20 protein-coding genes and 2 tRNA genes are annotated in these 21,737 nt (G+C 48.6%); 4 read left to right on the forward strand and 18 right to left on the reverse strand.

Annotated features, from left to right (window positions below; all coding sequences use genetic code 11):
- Together lipA and H141_RS0108485 are read left to right on the forward strand one after the other, a co-directional pair.
- On the forward strand, window positions 1-966 hold the full coding sequence (gene lipA / locus H141_RS0108480) for a lipoyl synthase (protein WP_019675827.1): 966 nt from the start codon (window positions 1-3) through the stop codon (window positions 964-966).
- Between the two features lie 126 nt (window positions 967-1,092).
- Entirely contained in the window at window positions 1,093-1,458 is a 366-nt protein-coding gene (locus H141_RS0108485; RefSeq protein WP_019675828.1) for a PilZ domain-containing protein, read from the forward strand.
- A gap of 7 nt (window positions 1,459-1,465) precedes the next feature.
- Here the strand turns inward: H141_RS0108485 and H141_RS0108490 are convergent, their stop codons facing one another.
- The 17 genes from H141_RS0108490 to rlmE form a co-directional block, all read right to left on the reverse strand.
- Window positions 1,466-2,662, reverse strand: a complete 1,197-nt coding sequence (locus H141_RS0108490) for a hypothetical protein (protein WP_019675829.1) — start codon at window positions 2,660-2,662, stop codon at window positions 1,466-1,468.
- Window positions 2,649-3,545: a lipoprotein NlpI gene (gene nlpI / locus H141_RS0108495; RefSeq protein ID WP_019675830.1), complete on the reverse strand. Its 897-nt coding sequence runs from the start codon at window positions 3,543-3,545 to the stop codon at window positions 2,649-2,651. The genes H141_RS0108490 and nlpI overlap by 14 nt, the downstream gene beginning before the upstream one ends.
- Before the next feature lies 1 nt (window position 3,546).
- Window positions 3,547-5,676, reverse strand: a complete 2,130-nt coding sequence (gene pnp, locus H141_RS0108500; RefSeq protein WP_019675831.1) for a polyribonucleotide nucleotidyltransferase — start codon at window positions 5,674-5,676, stop codon at window positions 3,547-3,549.
- A 188-nt stretch (window positions 5,677-5,864) separates the two neighbouring features.
- Window positions 5,865-6,134: a 30S ribosomal protein S15 gene (gene rpsO / locus H141_RS0108505; protein WP_019675832.1), complete on the reverse strand. Its 270-nt coding sequence runs from the start codon at window positions 6,132-6,134 to the stop codon at window positions 5,865-5,867.
- A 99-nt stretch (window positions 6,135-6,233) separates the two neighbouring features.
- Window positions 6,234-7,187 (reverse strand): tRNA pseudouridine(55) synthase TruB, encoded by a 954-nt coding sequence (gene truB / locus H141_RS0108510; RefSeq protein WP_019675833.1) that lies wholly within the window; start codon window positions 7,185-7,187, stop codon window positions 6,234-6,236.
- The gene (rbfA, locus tag H141_RS0108515; protein WP_019675834.1) at window positions 7,187-7,603 is read right to left on the reverse strand and encodes a 30S ribosome-binding factor RbfA; all 417 of its coding nucleotides are present in this window, start codon (window positions 7,601-7,603) and stop codon (window positions 7,187-7,189) included. Before rbfA ends, truB begins: the two co-directional genes overlap by 1 nt.
- A 106-nt stretch (window positions 7,604-7,709) precedes the next feature.
- Window positions 7,710-10,394 carry a translation initiation factor IF-2 gene (gene infB, locus H141_RS0108520; RefSeq protein ID WP_019675835.1) on the reverse strand — a complete coding sequence of 895 codons (2,685 nt, stop codon included), beginning with the start codon at window positions 10,392-10,394 and terminating at the stop codon, window positions 7,710-7,712.
- 25 nt (window positions 10,395-10,419) lie between these two features.
- A complete protein-coding gene (gene nusA / locus H141_RS0108525; RefSeq protein WP_019675836.1) occupies window positions 10,420-11,916 on the reverse strand; it encodes a transcription termination factor NusA in 1,497 nt (498 codons plus the stop codon).
- Window positions 11,917-11,950: 34 nt separating this feature from the next.
- Complete coding sequence (gene rimP, locus H141_RS0108530) at window positions 11,951-12,406, reverse strand: ribosome maturation factor RimP (RefSeq protein ID WP_026349333.1); 456 nt, start codon at window positions 12,404-12,406, stop codon at window positions 11,951-11,953.
- Between the two features lie 238 nt (window positions 12,407-12,644).
- Window positions 12,645-12,721, reverse strand: a tRNA-Met gene (locus tag H141_RS0108535).
- A 75-nt stretch (window positions 12,722-12,796) separates the two neighbouring features.
- Window positions 12,797-12,881 (reverse strand) — tRNA-Leu (locus H141_RS0108540).
- A gap of 12 nt (window positions 12,882-12,893) precedes the next feature.
- Window positions 12,894-13,217 (reverse strand): preprotein translocase subunit SecG, encoded by a 324-nt coding sequence (secG, locus tag H141_RS0108545; RefSeq protein ID WP_019675838.1) that lies wholly within the window; start codon window positions 13,215-13,217, stop codon window positions 12,894-12,896.
- 2 nt (window positions 13,218-13,219) lie between these two features.
- Entirely contained in the window at window positions 13,220-13,957 is a 738-nt protein-coding gene (gene tpiA / locus H141_RS0108550; RefSeq protein WP_019675839.1) for a triose-phosphate isomerase, read from the reverse strand.
- Window positions 13,958-14,073: 116 nt separating this feature from the next.
- On the reverse strand, window positions 14,074-15,408 hold the full coding sequence (gene glmM, locus H141_RS0108555) for a phosphoglucosamine mutase (RefSeq protein ID WP_019675840.1): 1,335 nt from the start codon (window positions 15,406-15,408) through the stop codon (window positions 14,074-14,076).
- On the reverse strand, window positions 15,405-16,244 hold the full coding sequence (folP, locus tag H141_RS0108560) for a dihydropteroate synthase (protein WP_019675841.1): 840 nt from the start codon (window positions 16,242-16,244) through the stop codon (window positions 15,405-15,407). The genes glmM and folP overlap by 4 nt, the downstream gene beginning before the upstream one ends.
- A 135-nt stretch (window positions 16,245-16,379) precedes the next feature.
- The gene (gene ftsH, locus H141_RS0108565; protein ID WP_019675842.1) at window positions 16,380-18,302 is read right to left on the reverse strand and encodes an ATP-dependent zinc metalloprotease FtsH; all 1,923 of its coding nucleotides are present in this window, start codon (window positions 18,300-18,302) and stop codon (window positions 16,380-16,382) included.
- 56 nt (window positions 18,303-18,358) lie between these two features.
- Window positions 18,359-18,988 (reverse strand): 23S rRNA (uridine(2552)-2'-O)-methyltransferase RlmE, encoded by a 630-nt coding sequence (gene rlmE, locus H141_RS0108570; RefSeq protein WP_019675843.1) that lies wholly within the window; start codon window positions 18,986-18,988, stop codon window positions 18,359-18,361.
- Window positions 18,989-19,070: 82 nt separating this feature from the next.
- Between rlmE and yhbY the strand changes: the two genes are divergently transcribed.
- On the forward strand, window positions 19,071-19,367 hold the full coding sequence (gene yhbY / locus H141_RS0108575) for a ribosome assembly RNA-binding protein YhbY (protein ID WP_019675844.1): 297 nt from the start codon (window positions 19,071-19,073) through the stop codon (window positions 19,365-19,367).
- On the opposite strand, the gene H141_RS0108580 is transcribed toward yhbY, so the two are convergent.
- Complete coding sequence (locus tag H141_RS0108580) at window positions 19,368-19,769, reverse strand: hypothetical protein (protein ID WP_019675845.1); 402 nt, start codon at window positions 19,767-19,769, stop codon at window positions 19,368-19,370.
- Window positions 19,770-19,839: 70 nt separating this feature from the next.
- Here H141_RS0108580 and radD point away from each other — a divergent pair, with 70 nt between their 5' ends.
- A complete protein-coding gene (gene radD, locus H141_RS0108585; RefSeq protein ID WP_205620360.1) occupies window positions 19,840-21,642 on the forward strand; it encodes a DNA repair helicase RadD in 1,803 nt (600 codons plus the stop codon).
- Window positions 21,643-21,737: the final 95 nt, after the last annotated feature.

Consider the following 21,737-nt stretch of genomic DNA (forward strand, 5'->3'; position numbering starts at 1 on the left):
ATGACTAAAACAGCACGTATGGAACCAGGTGTTAAATTACGTGACGCCGATAAGATGGCGTTAATTCCGGTTAAGGTATTGCCGACCGAACCCGATGAAATGTTGCGCAAACCGTCCTGGCTGAAAATAAAATTGCCAAAAACCACCGAGCGGATTGACCAGATAAAAGGCGCTATGCGCAAACATGGTCTGCATTCAGTATGTGAGGAAGCCGCCTGCCCTAACCTGCCGGAATGTTTTAATCATGGCACTGCGACCTTTATGATCCTGGGCGCCATTTGCACCCGGCGCTGCCCGTTCTGTGATGTGGCCCATGGCCGGCCGTTGCCACCGAGCGCGGAAGAGCCGGAAAAACTGGCGTTAACCATTCGTGATATGAAATTGAAGTACGTGGTTATTACCTCGGTAGACCGCGACGACTTGCGCGATGGCGGCGCCCAGCATTTTGCCGACTGTATCACTGCTATTCGTAAATACAGCCCGGATATTAAGATTGAAGTGCTGGTACCGGATTTCCGCGGCCGGATGGATGTGGCGCTGGAAATTTTAAGTAAAAGCCCGCCAGATGTGTTTAACCATAACCTGGAGACCGCGCCACGCCTTTACAAGTTGGCCCGGCCGGGCGCTGACTATAAATGGTCATTGCAGCTGTTAAAACGCTTTAAACAAGCACACCCTGAAGTATCTACTAAATCAGGCCTGATGGTTGGCCTGGGCGAAACCACCGAAGAGCTATTACAGGTATTACAAGACTTGCGCGAGCACGACGTCGATATGCTCACCGTAGGTCAGTACCTGCAACCCAGCAAACACCACCTGCCGGTAAAACGTTATATGCCACCGGCTGAGTTTGATGAAATTAAACACTTTGCCAACAGCATCGGCTTTAAACACGCTGCCTGCGGCCCATTTGTCCGCTCCAGCTACCATGCTGACCGCCAGGCCGCTGGCGAAGAAGTCAGTTAACACTGAACAGTACTTACCTTCAAGGCTGCTAATTTGCAGCCTTTTTTATTAGTCTGGTGCTAAGCCTTGTTGTGCTATTTAAGACTAAAACAGCTACACTTGCTGCAATGATAATTGGGGGTATATATGGAACAACGACGTTTTAGCCGGGTAAATTTTCAGGGGAAGGCTCACCTGGAAACACCAGAGCAAAGTTATCCGACTGAGGTGCTCGATTTATCATTAAAAGGGGCTTTGATCACAGTGCCGGCTGACTGGCAACCTGCAGTCTCCGGGCCGCTGATATTACGGGTGCATTTAAGTGATTATCCACTGGATTTCAGTATGCAGGTAAGCGTGGCCCACCAGCATAATGAGGTAATTGGCTTACACTGCGATAAAATTGATTTGGAAAGCGCCGGGCATTTAAAGCGTTTAATTGAGCTTAATTTAGGTGACAGCCAGTTATTAAGCCGCGAGCTTTCTGAATTGTCAGTCGATGAGCAAACCTGAAGAGTTTTTAAAGATGCTGCAGCGCATTGACTGCGTCGTCATAACCGTGACCGGCGGCAAGTTGCATTAGAGTGTGCCATTGCTGCCAAGCTTGCTGCTGCCGGGCTAAATAGGCAAAATAGTACTGCACCGGCATAATATTTTCGGGATTGCTTAACGCCCTTACCATAAGCTGCTGATACAACTCCGGCATGGCGGTCTGATATGATTCCATCGGATTAATCTTAGCTACAACCCGGTAAGCCTGCTGCCCCGTTTCCTGGCAGGTATTAACAGCGGTCAGCTCAACACCCCCTACTGGCAAGTGCCAGTGCTGCCGCCAGGCAGCCAGGGTAGCCGGACTATTATCGAACAATAAGTTAGCAACATAGTTACCCGGCTGACACAGCTGCGCTGCAGCCGCTTTAGCTAACGGGTATTCATCAATGAAACCCAATACATGCATAAACTCATGCTGCAGCAAAGCCAGGCTGGCCGTATCAGGAAGTTGGATAATACCATTGTTATAACTGGCCACCCCCTGACCGGCAATAATTAGCAACTGGCTGAACTCACCCGCTACCACCTGTTCGGTTAATACCGGATAATCGCACTGGATCCTTGTACCGGCCTGTTCTGAACAGTTAAGTTCAGTTGCATTTACTTTGAGCAGATCTTTAAAACACACAGGTAACTGGCTGAGCAATCCATCTGCAGCCCAGGCTGCTTTTAAATGCTGCCAACGGCCGACACCAGCTTGCTGGCTTGCAACAGGTTGAATAGTAAGGTTACAGCCGGTAGTCGCCTGATAACCACTAGCCGCGACGGCCACGGGGGCTGAGCGCCATAAGCCGAGAGTTGCCCGTTGTTCGCTGTTTATCGCCGCCGGATTGAGTTGTTCATTCGCTGCTTGCTGCTCTAGCCATTTCGCTGTGGCTAACCGTCCTTCCAGCCTCTGCTGTAACTGAATAGCATGATTTAAACCATCAGTATCACCAAGGCTGGCCGCTTGCCGGAACCAACGCAGGGCGTCAGTAAGTTCGTTGCCGGCCAGGCGCTGCCGGGCCAGTTGCATCGCTGCTGCTGGCTCAGTAGTAGCCTGTAGCATTAATTGTTGCTGGCGGTCGGGTTGAGTCTGAGGGGTACAACCCAACAGTAATAATGCAAAAAAGCCAGCGAGCTGGCTTTTTAATCGAATTATGCAACCAAACCTAATGGAACTCATCTGTCTCACCAGAGAGCGTGTCACCTCTCAGCCTGGCAATTTCCAGCCGGGCATAACGATGTTCAACAAACTCATAAACATTAGTTGCCAATACTTTCTTATAGTATTCAATAGCCTGCTCAGGCCGCTGTTGCCGTTCATGCCACTTGGCCAGATAAAAATACACTTCGCATAAGCGCTCTGCCAACACCTGAGGCCCGCTTAAATTGTCGAGAATAGAATTCAACAATTGCTGCTCAGAAAGCTCACCCTGGTAAAAACGCGGGATATTAGTGGCCCAGTCATCTGCCGCCAGTTTGCTAATGTTTGCCGTTAACCGCTCATTTGCCGCAGTTTCAGATAAATCTGATTCGGCCAGAAATAACCAGACAACCCGGTACGGATCGGTTGGCCGTAATTGTAAAAACCGCACAAAATCCGGCACCGCTAAGTCGGCCCGGCCGGCATAATACAAGGCGATACCACGATTCAAATAAGCATATTCGTAATCAGGGGCCAGTTCCAGCGCGGAATCAAAAGCTTCATAAGCCTGATCAAAATTGCCGCTAAGGGTGTAATGAATACCAACAAAATTATAAGCGTCGGCCATATCTGGCTTCAGGCGCAGTGCCCGCATAAAATCGAGCCGGGCAAGTGAACGCAAGCCTGCGCTGTCATACATCACGCCGCGGTCATAGTATAGACGTGCTGACTGCTCTTCTGATAACTCAGCACGTTGCAGAATTTCTGTTAAGCGGGCAATTGCCAGCTCAGTACGATAGGGTACCGCCAACGGCTCTGGCGTAAGCCAGGCCGCAGACGATAACGGTTGGGTCGAAACACAACCGCTTAAGGCTAACAGCGCTAACATCAGCGCTGCTACACCAGATTTAACGCTGAACATATTACGCGTCTTGCTCTGCGTTCGCAGCGGCTTCGGCTGGTTTAGTATTGGCTTCTTTAATACTTAACCGTACCCGCCCCTGCTTATCCACTTCCAGTACTTTAACTGCCACTTTCTGGCCTAACTGTAAGTGTTCAGAGACATTACTTACCCGCTCATCAGAGATTTGCGAAATATGCACTAAACCGTCTTTGCCTGGCAGAACGTTAACGAAGGCACCGAAGTCCACAATCCGCACCACTTCGCCCTGATAGATAGCACCCACTTCAATATCAGCAGTAATGGCATTGATTTTATCAATGGCAATTTGTGCTGCTTTAGCAGTAGTAGCAGCAATTTTTATGCTGCCGTCATCTTCCAGCTCAATAGTAGTACCTGACTCTTCAGTGATCTGACGAATGACGGCACCGCCTTTACCGATAACTTCACGGATTTTCTCCGGGTTAATCTTCATGGTGTAGATACGCGGTGCGTATTCAGACATTTCTTCACGGTGACCGCTAATTGCCTGATCCATTACGTTCAGAATATGCAAACGGGCAGCTTTGGCCTGCTTTAACGCAGTTTGCATGATTTCCTGAGTAATACCGTCGATTTTAATGTCCATCTGCAGCGCAGTAATACCTTCAGTAGTACCAGCTACTTTAAAGTCCATATCACCTAAGTGGTCTTCGTCACCTAAAATATCAGACAGAACGACATAATCGTCGCCTTCTTTAACCAGACCCATAGCAATACCGGCAACAGAGGCTTTAATTGGCACACCGGCATCCATTAAGGCTAATGATGAACCACATACCGATGCCATAGAGCTTGAACCGTTAGATTCGGTGATTTCAGACACGATACGAACTGTGTACGGGAAATCTTCAAAATCAGGCATTACAGCCAGTACGCCACGTTTCGCCAGACGGCCATGACCAATTTCGCGACGCTTCGGCGACCCTACCATACCAGTCTCACCGACGCTGTACGGAGGGAAATTGTAGTGCAGCATAAAGGTATCGGTTTTCTGACTTAATAAGTCATCGATATTTTGCGCATCACGGGCTGTTCCTAAGGTACAGGTTACCAGCGCCTGAGTTTCACCGCGGGTAAACAGTGATGAACCATGGGTACGAGGTAACACACCTGTCATGACGCTTAAACCACGGATCATTTCCGGGTCACGGCCATCGATACGAGGCTCGCCTTTAGTAATACGGCTACGTACCACTTTACTTTCCAGGTCATGGAAAATATCACCAAACTCGTTTTTATCCAGCGCTTCGCCTTCAGCCAGCTCTTCTGTCAGCTTAGCGTGCAGGGCGGTTTTAATTTCTGCGATACGCTCATAACGCTTGGCTTTTTCAGTGATCTGATAAGCCACACCGATATCAGCAGTAGCCAGTTCAGCCACTTTAGCAATTAACGGCAGGTTCTTAGCAGGTGCCTGCCAGTTCCAAGATGGCTTAGCACCTTCAGCCGCTAACTCATTAATAGCATTGATGGCGGTTTGCATTTGCTCATGGCCATACATTACAGCGCCTAACATCACATCTTCTGACAGGATGTTGGCTTCAGATTCAACCATTAATACCGCGTTATGGGTACCGGCAACCACTAAATCCAGTTTCGAGCTTTTCAGCTCTTCTTCAGATGGGTTTAACACGTACTGGTTATTTATATAACCAACCCGCGCAGCACCGATAGGGCCGGCAAATGGGATACCTGATAAGGCTAAAGCTGCAGATGTACCGATTAAGGCAACGATATCTGGCTGAATTTCCGGCTGTACTGATACTACAGTAGCAATAACCTGAACTTCATTGGTAAAGCCTTCCGGGAATAACGGACGGATTGGACGGTCGATTAAACGACAAATTAAGGTTTCGCCTTCACTTGGCCGGCCTTCACGTTTAAAAAAGCCACCCGGGATCCGGCCAGCTGCATACATTTTTTCCTGGTAATTAACGGTTAACGGAAAGAAATCCTGACCAGGTTTAGGTTCTTTTTTACCAACAACTGTTACTAAAACGGAGGTATCTCCCAGGCTAGCCAGAACTGCGGCGTCTGCCTGACGGGCGATTACGCCGGTTTCTAAAGTAAATGTATGTTGGCCAAACTGAAATGATTTTACGATGGGAGTCACGTGTGTATTTCCTTTATCTTAATCGCCGAATTGCGATGTTTTTCTCTGTGTTTTCTACCGGCACAGTATACTCTGTAACCTGTTACAAAAGATAGTTCAGTCAAAACAGCGATGAAAATAATTCCTGTAACAAACCCATAAAAAAAGAGGCTCGCAAGCCTCTTTTTTACAGCGTTATCGCTTCGCGATTAACGACGTAAACCTAAACGACCAATCAGAGTAGCATAACGGCTCTGATCTTTACCTTTTAAGTAATCTAACAGCTTACGACGCTGGCTAACCATCCGTAACAAACCACGACGAGAATGGAAGTCGTGCTTGTGCTCGGCAAAGTGGCCTTGCAGGTGACTGATTGACGCAGTTAACAGGGCAACCTGTACTTCTGGTGAACCGGTATCGCCTTCTTTTACAGCGTAGTCAGCAACAATTTTTGCTTTATCAGCAGCGCTTAATGACATGTTTAACTCCAATGTGAGTGAACTAAAATAAGGGAATCGCCGATCACTCATCCAGCAGACCCCGGAAAATCCGGCGTATAATAGCACTTTGCCGCCTTTTTACAAGGCGTTTATCTGTGTAGCAGGCTTTTGCACTGCACTGGTGTTTAGCAAGCGGCGCGAGCTCAGCACGCCCTGCTGCACCCGGCCAATGCCGATAAAGAGCTCTGCCGGCCCCAGTAATCTGATAGCATCTATATCATCCGCTACCACACTACAGTTCTGGCCATGTTGCAGCTGATGCTGCTGCTCAAGGTTTAACTGTAATGCTGGCATAGTAACAATACCGGCATCCAATGGCAGCAACAGTGCATCCAACGCACTAAAATCAGCCGAACTGTGGCACTGCTCTGCCAACGCATCTAACTGCCCCGGCTTGACCATTTGTGCTGCCGAAAAAGGCCCGACCTGAGTACGATGTAGTTTGCTGACATGGCCGCCACAACCCAGCAGTTCACCTAAATCATCAATTAAGGTACGGATATAAGTACCCTTAGAGCAATGGACAATGAAGTCAGCATGGTTGCCGTCACGTTCTAACAGCTCAAAGCGGAAGATACTGATTGGCCGCGCTTCGCGTTCAATGGTGATGCCCTGCCGCGCGTATTTATATAGCGGCTGGCCCTGATGCTTTAAGGCCGAGAACATGGTAGGCACTTGCAAAATATCACCACGTAATGACTGCAATGCCTGCTCCAGTTCAGCATCGCTGAAACTCACCGGCCGCTCATTGATAACCTCGCCCTCTGAGTCGCTGGTGCTGGTACGAATACCAAAACAGGCCGTTACCAGATAGGTTTTATCAGTATCGAGTAAAAACTGACTGAATTTAGTGGCTTCACCAAAACAAATTGGCAGTAAACCTGAAGCCAGCGGGTCAAGCGCGCCGGTATGGCCGGCTTTTTGTGCCTGATATAGCCAGCGTACCCGCTGTAAAATGCCATTACTGCTTACTTCAAGTGGTTTATCCAGCAACAGAATGCCATTAACTGCTCTGGCATTTTTACGAGCCATTACTCATCAGCTCCGTCACTGTCAGTGGGCTCTAAGCCGGCATCTTTACGTTTGCGCTCATCTTCCTGGCGTACCGAGGCCACTAAGGTTGCCATCCGGATACCTTCGTTTAGTGATTGGTCAAACGCAAAGCGGATATGCGGCACTATCCGGGTCTGAATGCGCTTACCTATCAAGCTGCGGACATAACCGGCGGCGTCATTAAGGATTTTAAGATTATCTTCAACCTTGCTGTCATCCATACCTAAAAAGGTAACGAACACTTTGGCATGCGACAGGTCGCGTGAAACCTCAACGTCAGAAACGGTGATCATTGAGTGCAAGCGCGGGTCTTTAATTTCGCGCTGCAGAATAACCGCCATTTCTTTTTTAATATGTTGTGACAACCGGTCAACGCGGGAGAATTCTTTTGCCATAATTGTCTAATCCAAATTTGGAGCCAGGGAGAACACAACAGGGGCACGAAAGGCCCCTGTACTAGTGTACTATCTTGTTGCCAGCTGCGTGCTGGCCTGCACTACTTTATAAAGTACGTTCAACCTGAATGGTTTCAAATACTTCAATCTGATCGCCTTCACGAACATCATTGTAGTTTTTAACGCCGATACCGCATTCAAAGCCGTTTCTGACTTCGTTAACATCGTCTTTAAAGCGACGCAGCGATTCCAGTTCACCCTCAAAGATAACCACATTATCACGCAGAACCCGGATAGGGGCGTTGCGTTTAATCAGGCCTTCGGTAACCATACAGCCGGCAATAGCACCAAACTTCGGCGAGCGGAACACATCACGTACCTGAGCCAAACCAATAATTTGTTGTTTAAACTCTGGTGCCAGCATGCCGGTCATTGCCGCTCTGACTTCGTCTAACAGCTCATAAATGATGCTGTAGTAACGCAGGTCAAGGCCTTCATCTTCAATCATCTTGCGGGCAGAAGCATCGGCACGCACGTTAAAGCCAATAATAATAGCTTGTGACGCTGCAGCCAGGGTTACATCTGTTTCAGTAATTCCGCCTACTCCGCTACCGATGATTTTAATTTTCACTTCATCAGTAGACAGTTTAGCCAGAGATTCAGAAATTGCCTGTACTGAGCCCTGCACGTCGCCTTTCAGTACCAGATTAAGTTCTGATACATCGCCTTCTTCCATGTTAGCGAACATGTTTTCCAGCTTGGCTTTTTGCTGACGCGCCAGTTTCACATCGCGGAATTTACCCTGACGGTACAAGGCAACTTCCCGTGCTTTACGCTCATCTTTAACCACGGTAACTTCGTCACCGGCTTGTGGCACCCCGGATAAGCCCAGTATTTCTACCGGAATAGACGGGCCGGCAACTTTTACTTCACGACCATTTTCGTCGCGCATTGCCCGAACCCGGCCATATTCAAAACCACAAAGAACGATGTCGCCCTGATTCAAGGTACCTTCCTGGACCAGGATAGACGCTACCGGACCACGGCCTTTATCAAGTCGTGATTCAATTACCGCACCACGTGCCAGACCATTCTTAACCGCTTTTAATTCCAGCAGTTCAGCCTGGTTCAGGATAGCTTCCAGCAAGTCATCAATACCCTGGCCGGATTTAGCTGATACCTGAACAAACTGGGTATCGCCGCCCCATTCTTCAGAAATAACATCAAACTGCGATAACTCATTACGAACCCGGTCCGGGTCAGCTTCAGGCTTATCGATTTTGTTAACTGCAACAACCAATGGCACGCCCGCCGCTTTTGCGTGCTGAATTGCTTCACGGGTTTGTGGCATTACGCCATCATCTGCTGCTACAACCAGTATAACGATATCGGTAGCTTTGGCTCCGCGGGCCCGCATAGAGGTGAAAGCAGCGTGGCCTGGTGTATCCAGGAACGTCACCATACCGCGTTCAGTTTCAACGTGATAAGCACCGATATGCTGAGTAATACCACCGGCTTCACCGTCGGCAACCTTGGCTTTACGGATATAATCCAGCAAGGAAGTTTTACCATGGTCAACGTGACCCATTACGGTAACTACCGGTGCCCGCGGCTCCAGCTCACCTTCGCCGGCACGGTCAGACATTACCGCTTCTTCTAATTCATTTTCTTTGGTCAGGGTAAATTTGTGGCCCATTTCTTCACAAACAATGGCCGCAGTTTCCTGATCAATCACCTGATTAATGGTCGCCATCGCACCCATTTTCATCATGGCTTTAATTACTTCAGACGCTTTAACCGCCATTTTCGATGCCAGTTCAGCAACAGTAATGGTTTCACCAATTTTGACTTCGCGCTCTACCGGCTGGGCAGGCTTGTTAAAGCCATGCTGCATACTGGTTGGCGTTTTCTTTTTCTTGGTATGACGGTTAGCACGATTAAAAGCTTCTTTATCGTTGCCGTCGTCTTTCTTTTTACCCTTGGCTGGTGGGGCTTTTTTACCGACACCACGACGGCCAGCGCGCTCTTCTTTGGCGTCGACTTCGTCTTCAGCCTGCTTGGCAAACTCGTTACTGGTCAGGTGATAGTCGTCTTTTTCGGTAGACTTGGCTTTTTCTTCCTGTGCCCAGCGCTCGCTGTTTTCTTCAGCCAGTTTACGGGCTGCTTCAGCTTGTTTTTTGGCTTCTTCTTCCAGCTTGCGTAGTGCTTCCGCTTCCTGTTGCTGCCGAATATGCTCAGCTTCACGCTTTGCTTCTTCTTTAGCTGCGCGGCGTGCGGCTTCTTCAGGGTCATCTTTTAACAGCTGAGCCTGCTTGGCTTCTTCACGTTTTTTCGCTTCAGCAGCTTTACGTTCGGTTTCTTCTTTCGCTTTGGCAGCGGCAATTTCACGTGCTTTCTGTTCAGCTTCCTGACGGGCACGGTTTGCTTCGGCATTAGCTTTCTCTTCAGCTAAACGCGCTTCTTCCTGAGCTTTTAATGTCGCTTCATCGACTACCGGCTTTTTGATATAGGTTTTTTGCTTACGCACTTCAACCTGAATTTCACGATTACGCCCGGCGCCACCGGCCACACTTAAGGTGGTTTTTTCTTTACGCTTTAAGGTCAGTTTTGAAGGCTCAGACGATGTGCCGCCATGCTGCTTACTTAAATGCAAAAGCAGCGTCTTTTTTTCATCTTCAGATACCTGCTGCCCTGCAGCCTTGGTGATACCTGCATCAGCAAATTGTTGTACTAACCGATCAACAGTTGTACCGACATCACTGGCCAGCTTCTCTATGGTGACTTCTGCCATTTGTGTTGTTACCTCCGTTGACTACTCAGTTACTTTCACTAAACCAAACAATATTACGTGCAGCCATAATTAGCTCTGCTGCTTTTTGTTCAGTTATATCTGCTATATCTAATAAATCGTCGACACCTAACTCAGCTAAATCGTCAAGGGTGGTTACACCTTTGCTGGCAATCACATAAGCAGTATGGGTATCTAAACCTTCCAGCGCTAACAGCGCTTCGGTTGGCTTGGCATCTTCCAGTGACTCTTCACTGGCCAGGGCACGGGTAGTTAACACGGCTTTCGCCCTGCCACGAAGCTCTTCCACGATCTCTTCATCAAAACCGTCGATCGACAGAAGTTCACTAATTGGTACGTAAGCCACTTCTTCCAGGGTAGAAAAACCTTCTTCAACCAACACATCAGCGAAGTCTTCATCAATTTCCAGTGCATCCATAAAGGCCTGCCGTACTTTCTCAGTTTCTTCCTGATGCTTTTTCTTCATATCTGAAACTGACATCACGTTCAGTTCCCAACCGGTTAGCTGACTGGCTAACCGCACGTTCTGGCCATTACGACCAATCGCCATCGCCAGGTTAGAATCCTCAACCGCGATATCCATTGAATGGGCATCTTCATCAACAATAATGGAGGCAACTTCAGCCGGCGCCATAGCATTGATAACAAATTGCGCATCGTTATCATCGTACAACACAATATCAACCCGCTCACCGGCCAGTTCGTTTGATACGCCCTGCACCCGTGAACCTCGCATGCCGACACAGGCACCTACCGGATCGATCCGGCGGTCGTTGCTCTTCACCGCGATTTTAGCACGTGACCCCGGGTCACGAGCTGCGCCGCGCAGTTCAATCATCTCTTCGCCAATTTCCGGTACTTCAATCCGGAACAATTCAAGCAGCATTTCTGGCCGGGCGCGGCTTAAAAACAACTGGGCACCACGCGCCTCTGGCTTCACATCAAATAGTAAGGTACGAATACGGTCGCCCGGACGGTAAGTTTCCCGTGGTAACATTTCTTCCCGCGGCAGGATGGCTTCGGCGTTATTGCCTAAATCAACAATAATGCTGTCGCGGTTCACTTTTTTGACGATACCGGTGACGAGTTCGCCTACCTGATCGATATAGGCTTCAACTACCTGAGACCGCTCAGCCTCGCGCACTTTCTGCACGATAACCTGCTTAGCCATCTGGGTGGTGATTCGGTCAAATTCGATAGAGTCGATTTGCTCTTCGTAAAAATCGCCTATTTGCACTTCCGGCGCATCATACTGCGCAGCAGAAAGGGTAATTTCGCGGGTAGGATGTTCCTGCACTGCATCGTCAGCGACCACTTCCCAACGCCGGAACGTTTCATAAGAGCCGGTTTTGCGGTCAATACTTACCCGCACTTCAATGTCGCCTTCGTTTTTCTTTTTAGTGGCTGCAGCTAATGCAAACTCCAATGCCTGGAAAATTTTCTCCCGTGGAACTGATTTTTCATTCGATACTGCATCGACAACCAATAATATTTCTTTTGCCATTGTATCTGCCTCGTTCTGACGCGACCCGAATACCTTAAAAAACCGGTACTACGTTTGCTTTGTCTATATTATCCATCAGCAAACGATAGGGTTTGCCATCGATTTCCATTACCAACATGTCAGCGTCTATAGCCTGCAACATGCCTTTGAATTTTCTTCTGTTTTCTTGTGCTATTGTCAGCTTTACTTCAATTTGCTGACCGATTGCCTGAGTAAAATGCGCTTCGGTAAACAGCGGCCTGGCCAAACCAGGTGATGACACCTCAAGGGTATATTCGGTAGGGATAGGATCTTCAACATCCAGCACTGCACTTACTTCACGGCTCACCAGAGCACAATTCTCAACGGTAATACCGTCGCTATGATCAATATACAGTCGCAACGTGGTATGCCTGCCAGCCCGCAACAGTTCAATGCCCCATAAATCAAAGCCGGCAGCGGTAACTGTCGGGCTCAACAACTCTACCAGTTGTTGTTCTTGTTTAGTCAAAAAGACCTCCGAATACACCAATAAAAAATGGGCATAGCGCCCATTACTGCTTAAAACTGACACGCCAGATACGAAAACGCCCCGAACAAGCGGGGCGAAGTAACATCCGAACAACACCCATATCGCCAATGAAGTATTGTTTTGATTTGGTTGCGGGAGCCGGATTTGCGACCTTCGCCCTGCGGTTATAAAGAGGAGCCCGAGGGCACATTCTCAATATAACTGTTTAACCTAAAGTTGGTTGCGGGAGCCGGATTTGAACCGACGACCTTCGGGTTATGAGCCCGACGAGCTACCAGACTGCTCCATCCCGCGTCCGTGTAATGGCGCACATTATATAGCGCCTTGCCTTTAACCGCAAGCCTTGCATCACAAAGCTACTGATTTAGTTGGTGCCGAGAGCGGGACTTGAACCCGCACGTCCGAAGACACTACCCCCTCAAGATAGCGTGTCTACCAATTTCACCACCTCGGCGGAAAAGAGAGATTAGCCTACCGGAATGTCACTGTTATCGTCTTTCTTAACAGGCGCTTGTTCTACAGCAGGAACAGACAAATCCCATTCGTCAACCGGCGCACTTTGTTTAGCGGTGTAATTACCTAACACAATGCTCAGTACAAAAAATAAGGTTGCCAGAACTGTGGTTGTTTTCGTTAAGAAATTGCCGGTACCAGAAGAACCAAATACCGTTGATGAAGCGCCCGCACCAAAAGCGGCCCCCATATCAGCACCCTTGCCATGCTGGATCAAAACCAGACCAATCAAAGCCAGTGCAACAAGTAAGTAAACTACAATAATTATTTCGTACATGCTTATTCCTTTGCGCTTTGGCAAATTTGCATAAATTCAGCTGGTTTTAAGCTGGCACCGCCAACTAAAGCACCATCAATATCGGCTTGTGTGAATAACGCCTGACAATTTGCTGCGTTAACACTGCCACCATATAAAATTCTTACCTTTGCAGCCACTGCACTGTCAAACTGTGCCAGCTGCCGGCGGATAAACGCATGGGTCGTTTGCGCTTGTTCCGGTGTTGCCGATTCACCCGTGCCTATGGCCCAAACCGGCTCATACGCAATTACTGATTTCGCAAGTAATTCGGGGTGCGAAGCATACACCGCCGCTAATTGTTTCGCAATAACCTGCTCGGTATTTTCTTGCTGGCGTTCTGTCAAAGTTTCGCCAATACAAAGCACTGGCGTCAAACCTGCGCTAACTGCCTGCTGCATTTTCAGACAAACCAGCTCATCTGTTTCGGCAAAATACTGCCGTCGCTCAGAATGGCCAACCAGTACATAACTTGCGCCCGCTTCAATAACCAGCGCAGCGCTAAGTTCACCAGTATAGGCTCCCCCGCTATGTTCACTCAAATTCTGAGCGCCTAACGAATAGTGCTGACTTACCGGAAAATGTGCCAGCAAGGTAGCGGGTGGACAAATCAATACGTCAACCGAAGAACTCAAGCTTGTTAACTGCTGGGTAACAGCCTCTACCAGTGCCAGGGAACCATTCATTTTCCAGTTGGCAGCGATCAGTTTTTTTGCAGTCATCACATATCTTCCTGAGTAAAAACGCCGCGATACTACCCAAGCACGGCGCCAAGCACAAGCTTTTAGCGCCTGTCAGCGATTTAACAACGGCTAACAGGGCTAGCTATATGGCGCAGTTAACTGGCCAGTTTTACCGCAGCGGCAATTTGCTCGGCATAATCGCGCACCAGCGTAGCATCTTCACCTTCAACCATTACCCGGATTAGCGGCTCTGTACCGGATTTACGGATCAATACCCGGCCTTTCCCGGCCAGTAAAGTTTCCACTTCAGCTATTTTCTGGATTACGTGCTGTTTTTCAAGCGGCGCAGTACCTTTTTCAAATTTAACATTAACCAGTACCTGAGGCAGTTTATGCATACCTGCACATAGCTGGGTCAAACTCTCGCCTGTTACCAGCATAGCATTTAATACCTGTAACGAGGCAATAATGCCATCACCGGTGCAGGCATGATCCAGATTGAGGACATGTCCCGAGTTTTCACCACCAATACGCCAGTTTTTCTCGCGCAGCAACTCCATCACATAGCGATCGCCAACAGCACTGCGGGCGAAAGGAATATTCAGCGCTGCAAGGGCCAGTTCAAGCCCCAGGTTACTCATTAAAGTCCCTACAACCCCGCCTTGCAGAATATTTTCACGCTGAGCATAACGGGCAATAATATAAACAATTTCATCACCATCCAGTACCCGTCCTTGCTGGTCAACCATCATGACGCGGTCACCATCGCCATCGTACGCAATCCCTAAATCCGCTTGCTGTTCCAATACTGTTTGTTGCAACAAATCTGTATGGGTTGCCCCACATTTATCGTTAATGTTAAAACCATCCGGCTTACAGCCAATAGCAATCACTTCAGCGCCAAGTTCTTTAAAAACGGCTGGTGCAATATGATAAGTAGCACCATGGGCACAATCGATAACGATTTTCAGCCCTTTTAATGACAAATGGTTTTTTAAATGACTCTTACAAAACTCGATGTATCGTCCGGCTGCATCTTCAATCCGCATCGCCCGGCCTAACTTCTCGGACGGTTCGCACACCATTGGCTGTTCCAGCTCATGTTCAATGGCCAGCTCAACCTCATCGGGTAGCTTAGTGCCATCGGCGGAGAAAAATTTGATGCCATTGTCATAATAAGGATTGTGAGAAGCGCTGATGACGATGCCAGCTTCAGCCCGGAAAGTCCGGGTTAGATAAGCAACAGCAGGCGTTGGCATCGGCCCCAACAGCCGCACATCGACCCCTGCAGCAACCAAACCTGCCTCTAATGCTGTTTCCAGCAAGTAGCCTGAAATCCGGGTATCCTTACCAATTAGCACTTTTCGGGTGCCGCGGGCCGACAATACCCGACCAGCGGCCCAGCCCAGTTTCATCGCAAATTCCGGGGTGATCGGAAACTCGCCAACCCTGCCACGCACACCATCGGTCCCAAAATATTTTCTGCTCATGCTTTTACTCCATAGCGCACTGCAGTAGCTACCTGCAATGCTTGTACCGTTTCTTTTACATCATGCACCCGAATTATCCGGGCTCCTTGTAGTGCGGCAATTGTGGCACACGCAAGGCTGCCTGCCAAACGCTGTTCCAGTGGCACGTGCAGCAGCTGGCCAATCATCGACTTACGTGACATTCCTGTCAGCACCGGGTAACCCAGTTCTACCAGCTGTTCCAGTGCTGCCAGCAACTGATAGTTATGACTGAGCGTTTTACCAAAGCCAAAACCGGGATCAAGTATAAGTTGTTGTTTAGTCATACCGGAGAACTGGCAATCTAATGCCCGTCGTTGTAAAAATTTTACTACCTCAGCAACTACGTCATCGTACTGCGGTTGCTGTTGCATAGTGCTGGGCTGTCCTTGCATATGCATCAGACAAACGGGCACATTTAATTCTGCTGCACACACCAGCGCACCATCGCCTTGCAAGGCCTGCACATCATTTATCATATCGGCGCCTGCCTTAACCGCGGCTGACATCACCCCGGCTTTACTGGTGTCTACCGAGATAACACAGTCAAAGCGCTGCCTGATAGCCTCGATTACCGGTATCACCCTGTCCAGCTCTTGTTGCAGTGGCACCGCGGCTGCACCGGGCCGGGTCGATTCACCCCCCACATCCAGAATCACCGCACCATCAGCTAACATCTGTTCTGCCTGGCGTAACGCCGCGTCCGGCGAAAAATGCTGGCCACCATCAGAAAACGAGTCGGGAGTAATATTTAAAATACCCATAACAACAGGGTAAGATAAATCTAATTGCCGCTGGCGGGGAAGTTGTATCTGCATATTACTTACCTTTGAAGATAGCGCTGCTGAAAAACATAGAGTTCTTAAAAAAAGCAAACCCCGGCCAGCCGGGGTTTGGATTATAACCAGAGTACACTATAGGTGCATGCTCTAATGTGTTTTCTAATGTGTTTTCTAATGTAAGTTACCTTCAGAAGGTTTATCGGTTGCTACCGGGCCTTCACTTTCAGTTTTAGCCTTACCAGCACTGTCATCATCATTGTTACCCTTATCGCGTGGTTCCCAGTTCTCTGGCTGGCGAACTTCACGACGCTCCATCAGGTCATCAATTTGTTTGGCATCTATGGTTTCATATTTCATCAACGCATCTTTCATTGCGTGTAATATATCCATGTTTTCTTCAATCAGTTTCTTAGCCCGCACATAATTACGGTCGATGAAGGCGCGTATTTCAGCATCAATCGCCTTAACAGTATCTTCAGACATATGCTTGTTCTTGCTGACAGAGCGGCCTAAAAATACTTCACCGTCTTCATCAGCATACAATAACGGCCCCAGCTTTTCTGAGAAGCCCCACTGGGTAACCATTTTCCGGGCTAACTCGGTGGCACGCTCGATATCATTTGATGCACCGGTGGTGACAGACTCAAAGCCGTAAATTACTTCTTCAGCTATCCGTCCACCAAACAACGAGCTAATCATACTTTCCAGATGACGCTTACTGTGGCTAACACGATCCCGCTCAGGCAGGTACATGGTTACGCCCAGCGCCCGGCCACGCGGAATAATACTCACCTTGTAAACCGGGTCATGGTCCGGCACTAACCGGCCAACAATGGCATGGCCTGCTTCGTGATACGCCGTCGCTTCTTTTTCTTTTTCGGTCATAACCATAGACCGGCGCTCAGCACCCATCATGATTTTGTCTTTGGCTTTTTCAAACTCGTCCATCGACACTACCCGACAACCACCGCGGGCGGCAAACAGCGCTGCCTCATTAACCAGGTTAGCCAAATCAGCACCAGAGAAACCCGGGGTACCGCGGGCAATAACCGACGGGTCAACCCCATCTGCCAATGGCACTTTACGCATATGAACTTTTAAAATCTGCTCGCGACCTTTAACATCTGGTAAACCTACCACTACCTGACGGTCAAACCGGCCCGGACGCAATAACGCCGGGTCAAGCACATCTGGCCGGTTGGTGGCAGCAATAACAATGATACCTTCATTGCCATCAAAGCCATCCATTTCTACCAGCATCTGGTTTAAGGTTTGCTCGCGCTCATCGTGGCCACCGCCTAAACCGGCACCACGCTGGCGACCTACCGCATCAATTTCATCGATGAAGATGATACAGGGTGATGCTTTTTTGGCTTGCTCAAACATGTCACGAACACGCGAGGCACCAACACCAACAAACATTTCAACAAAGTCAGAGCCAGAGATAGTAAAGAAAGGTACTTTCGCTTCGCCGGCAATAGCCTTAGCCAACAAGGTTTTACCGGTACCCGGCGGGCCTACCATCAATACGCCTTTCGGAATTTTACCGCCCAGCTTCTGAAAGCGTGAAGGGTCGCGCAAGTAATCAACCAGCTCAGATACTTCTTCTTTTGCTTCATCACAACCGGCAACATCCGCAAAAGTGGTTTTAATCTGATCCTCGCCCATCAGGCGCGCTTTGCTTTTACCAAACGACATGGCGCCTTTGCCACCGCCGCCCTGCATCTGGCGCATAAAGAAAATCCAGACGCCAATTAGCAACAACATCGGGAACCAGGAAATAAAAATAGTTGCCAGCCAGCTACTTTCTTCTGGTTTAGCACCAATAACCCGAACGTCGTTGTTAAGTAGATCAGCCATTAGTTGCGGATCGTTTACCGGTAACACCGTTTCAAAACGCTCACCACTGCTACGCAAACCGGTTATCACACCGCTGCGCTCAATCTTGACCTCGCGGATCTGGCCTTGATTTACGTCTTTAATAAACTGGGTGTAACTGGTTTGCCTGTCTGCATTTTCACTAGGGCCGAAGCTGTTAAACACCGACATTAGTACCACTGCGATAACCAACCAGACAATCAGATTTTTTGCCATGTCGCTCAAGGTTATAACCTCATTTTTCGCTTAATAAAAAGTTACCGGCTACTGTACTAAACTTTGAAGCCGGTCGCCACGATATATGTTTCCCGAGACCTGGCACGGGATGAATCGGGCTTACGTATTTTTACAGTGGTGAACATGGCTCTGACATCCTTTAAAAAGGCTTCAAAACCGTCCCCCTGAAACACTTTGACCACAAAACTGCCATTTTGCTTCAAAACTTTTTGACACATATCCAATGCCAGTTCGATCAGGTACATCGAACGGGCCTGATCGGTCGTGTCGTTACCGCTCATATTCGGTGCCATATCAGATAATACCACATCTACGGTCTTACCACCGATCCGGCTCAGTAATGCTTCCAACACTGCGTCTTCCCGAAAGTCCCCCTGCAAAAATGCCACGCCTGCCAGCGGGTCCATCGGTAAGATATCGCAAGCAATTACGGTACCTGATGTGCCAACTACACCAACCACATACTGCGACCAGCTGCCAGGTGCCGAGCCTAAGTCAACCACGGTCATGCCTGGCTTCATCAGCTTGTCCTGCTGCTGAATTTCTTCTAACTTAAACGACGCGCGGGAACGTAACCCCAACTTCTGCGCTTTTTGGACAAAGTGATCATCAAAATGCTCTTTTAACCAGCGAGTAGAACTGGCAGAGCGTTTTTTCTTGGTCATGGTACCACTCTTAAATAGTGTTATGCCTGAGATGGCGCTACAATAGTCGAAAATCAAGCTTGAATCCGGATATTCTACCTTTATGAGTTTAACCAATAAACAAAAACAATTCTTAAAAGCCAAAGCACACGAGCTTAAACCCGTTATTTTGCTGGGTGGTAATGGCCTGACCGAGGGCGTTGTAGCTGAAATTGAAGTAGCACTGAGCTTTCATGAATTAATTAAAATTAAAGTACCAACTGAAGATCGCGAACAAAAAGTATTGATTATGGATGCGATAATTCGTGAAACCAAAGCCGACAAGGTACAGGTTATCGGTAAAACCCTGGTATTGTATCGCCAGAGTGAAGCGAAAAAAATTCAGTTGCCGCGGGGCTGATTAGTCAGTTAAAAAACCTGCTGCCTGTAAAACACTGCGGGCAGCAGTTTCATTTGTTGCCAGCTGGCTTATCAGGTTTGCTGGGCGGTTGCTTACTTCTGTCGCTTTCACAAACTGCCACATCACTACCGCATTATCAGCATAGATTGTTTCAACATGGTGTAAGTTATGCTCGAAACACCAACGGGTATTGTCCTTTAACACGCTAAATACCTGAGCCGTACTTAATTGCCAGTGCCGTATATCAAGCACCACAGCCCAGGGTTCAGTCAAGATCGGCTGTACCAGTTGCCGAAACTCCTGCACATAATCATTTGCTGTACGCTCATTCCATACGCCATCTGCCCGCACCCACAATACCCTCTGTTCCAGGCTCAGGCTGAATGCTTTTCTATTTTTCATTAGTCACTCCGGTCTATTACCGGTTACTGTACCCTAAACACCGTAAATCAAAACTCTGACCTGTGCTATTTTGACAAAACCATACTCTACTAAAACAACTATTGGTGCTATGCAACTAAGAGATTATCAGCAACAGGCCGTTGACGCGGCTATTGCGCATTTTAAGCAAAGTAACCTGTCAGCGGTAATGGTGTTACCGACCGGCGCAGGTAAAAGCCTGGTACTTGCCGAGCTGGCCAGAGTAGCCAAAGGCCGGGTGCTTATTGTTACCCATGTAAAAGAGCTGGTGGCGCAAAATGCCGAAAAAGTAGGTTTAATGAGTCAACCGGGTAGTATTTTCGCGGCAGGCCTTAAGCAAAGAGACAGTTCAGCTAAAACCGTTATTGCCAGTGTTCAATCTGCAGGACGCAATCTGACGCAGTTTAACCAGACTTTTTCACTGTTAATTATTGATGAGTGTCACCGGGTCAGCCTTAATGACGACAGCCAATACCAACAGTTATTCAGTCATTTGCGCCAACAGAACCCAAATTTGAAAGTACTTGGCCTGACAGCCACCCCTTACCGGTTGGGTACCGGCTGGATTTATCAGAGCCATTACCATGGCCGGGTCGGCTCAACAGAATACGCAAGTTTCGACCGCTGCATATTTGACTTGCCGCTGCGCCCCCTTATTAACAAGGGCTATTTAGCCAAACCGGTATTGTTAGATGGCTTAACAGCTCAGTACGACTTTAGTGGCCTGCAGCCGTTAAGTGGTATGGATTACAGTGAACAGCAAATTGAATCTGTACTTGGCAAAATGGGCCGGGCCACCAAACTTATTGTTGGCCAACTTTGCCAGTTGGCGGCCAGTAAGCAAGGGGTAATTATATTTGCGGCTACAGTACGTCATGCTAAAGAAGTGCTTAACCTGCTTCAACAGCAGGGCCAGCAAGCCGCACTGCTAACTGCCACCACTGCTGATAGCGAACGCGACCAGCTGATAGCCGCCTTTAAAGCAAAACAGCTGAAGTTTCTGGTCAATGTCGCCGTGTTAACGACCGGTTTTGACGCGCCGCATGTTGATTTAATTGCTATTTTGCGCCCCACTGCCTCGGTCAGTTTATTTCAGCAAATGGTAGGCAGGGGCCTGCGTAGTGCACCGGGTAAAAGTCACTGTCTGATTATTGATTACGCAGCCAATGGCTACGACATATTCTACCCGGAAGTGGGCAGCCCGCGGCCAGCAAGCAAAGCAGTACCGGTGCAGGTACCCTGCCCACACTGCCAGTTTGCCAATATTTTCTGGGGGCTGCTTGATAACGACGGCGATATTATTGAACACTATGGCCGGCGCTGTCAGGGCTTAGTGGAGCACAGTAGTAACGCTGCGCCAAAACAATGCAACTATCGGTTCAGAGCCCGGATTTGTCCGGACTGCGGCGGTGAAAACGATATTGCAGCCAGGGTTTGTCAGCACTGTCAGTCGCAGCTTATCGACCCGGATAAACGCTTAAAAGAGGTGTTAAGTAAGCAGCATCATCATTTATTTCGTTGTCAGCAAATGTTACTCACCGATCAGCAAGGCGTGCTGCAGGTGCAATATCTGGACGTCGACGGTAACCCGTTCTATCGTCATTTCAAACTGGACACCGCCGCCCAGCGCCGGGCACTCTATGCCTTATTTGTCCACCCCCACAGCCGCACCCCGGGGCTCAAACCGAAAAACTACCAAAGCGCCAGCGAGCTGGTAGCCGATCAGCATAAATTCCGGATGCCGCAGCTTATTCTGCTAAAAAAGCAGGCAAAAGGCTGGCAGCTGCTGGACAGCTTTTTTGATTACAGTGGTCGCTATCACAACACCGACACTTATTCTGATCCCGTTAATTAAACTGAATACTTATCACCGCGTAGTTCATCTTAGTTGACTATCTTTGCTACCCCGGCGATTAATACCACCCGCTCCAAATTTTAAAGCCGAAACTT

Source organism: Arsukibacterium perlucidum DSM 18276 (assembly GCF_000382165.1).
Lineage (GTDB): Bacteria > Pseudomonadota > Gammaproteobacteria > Enterobacterales > Alteromonadaceae > Alishewanella > Alishewanella perlucidum.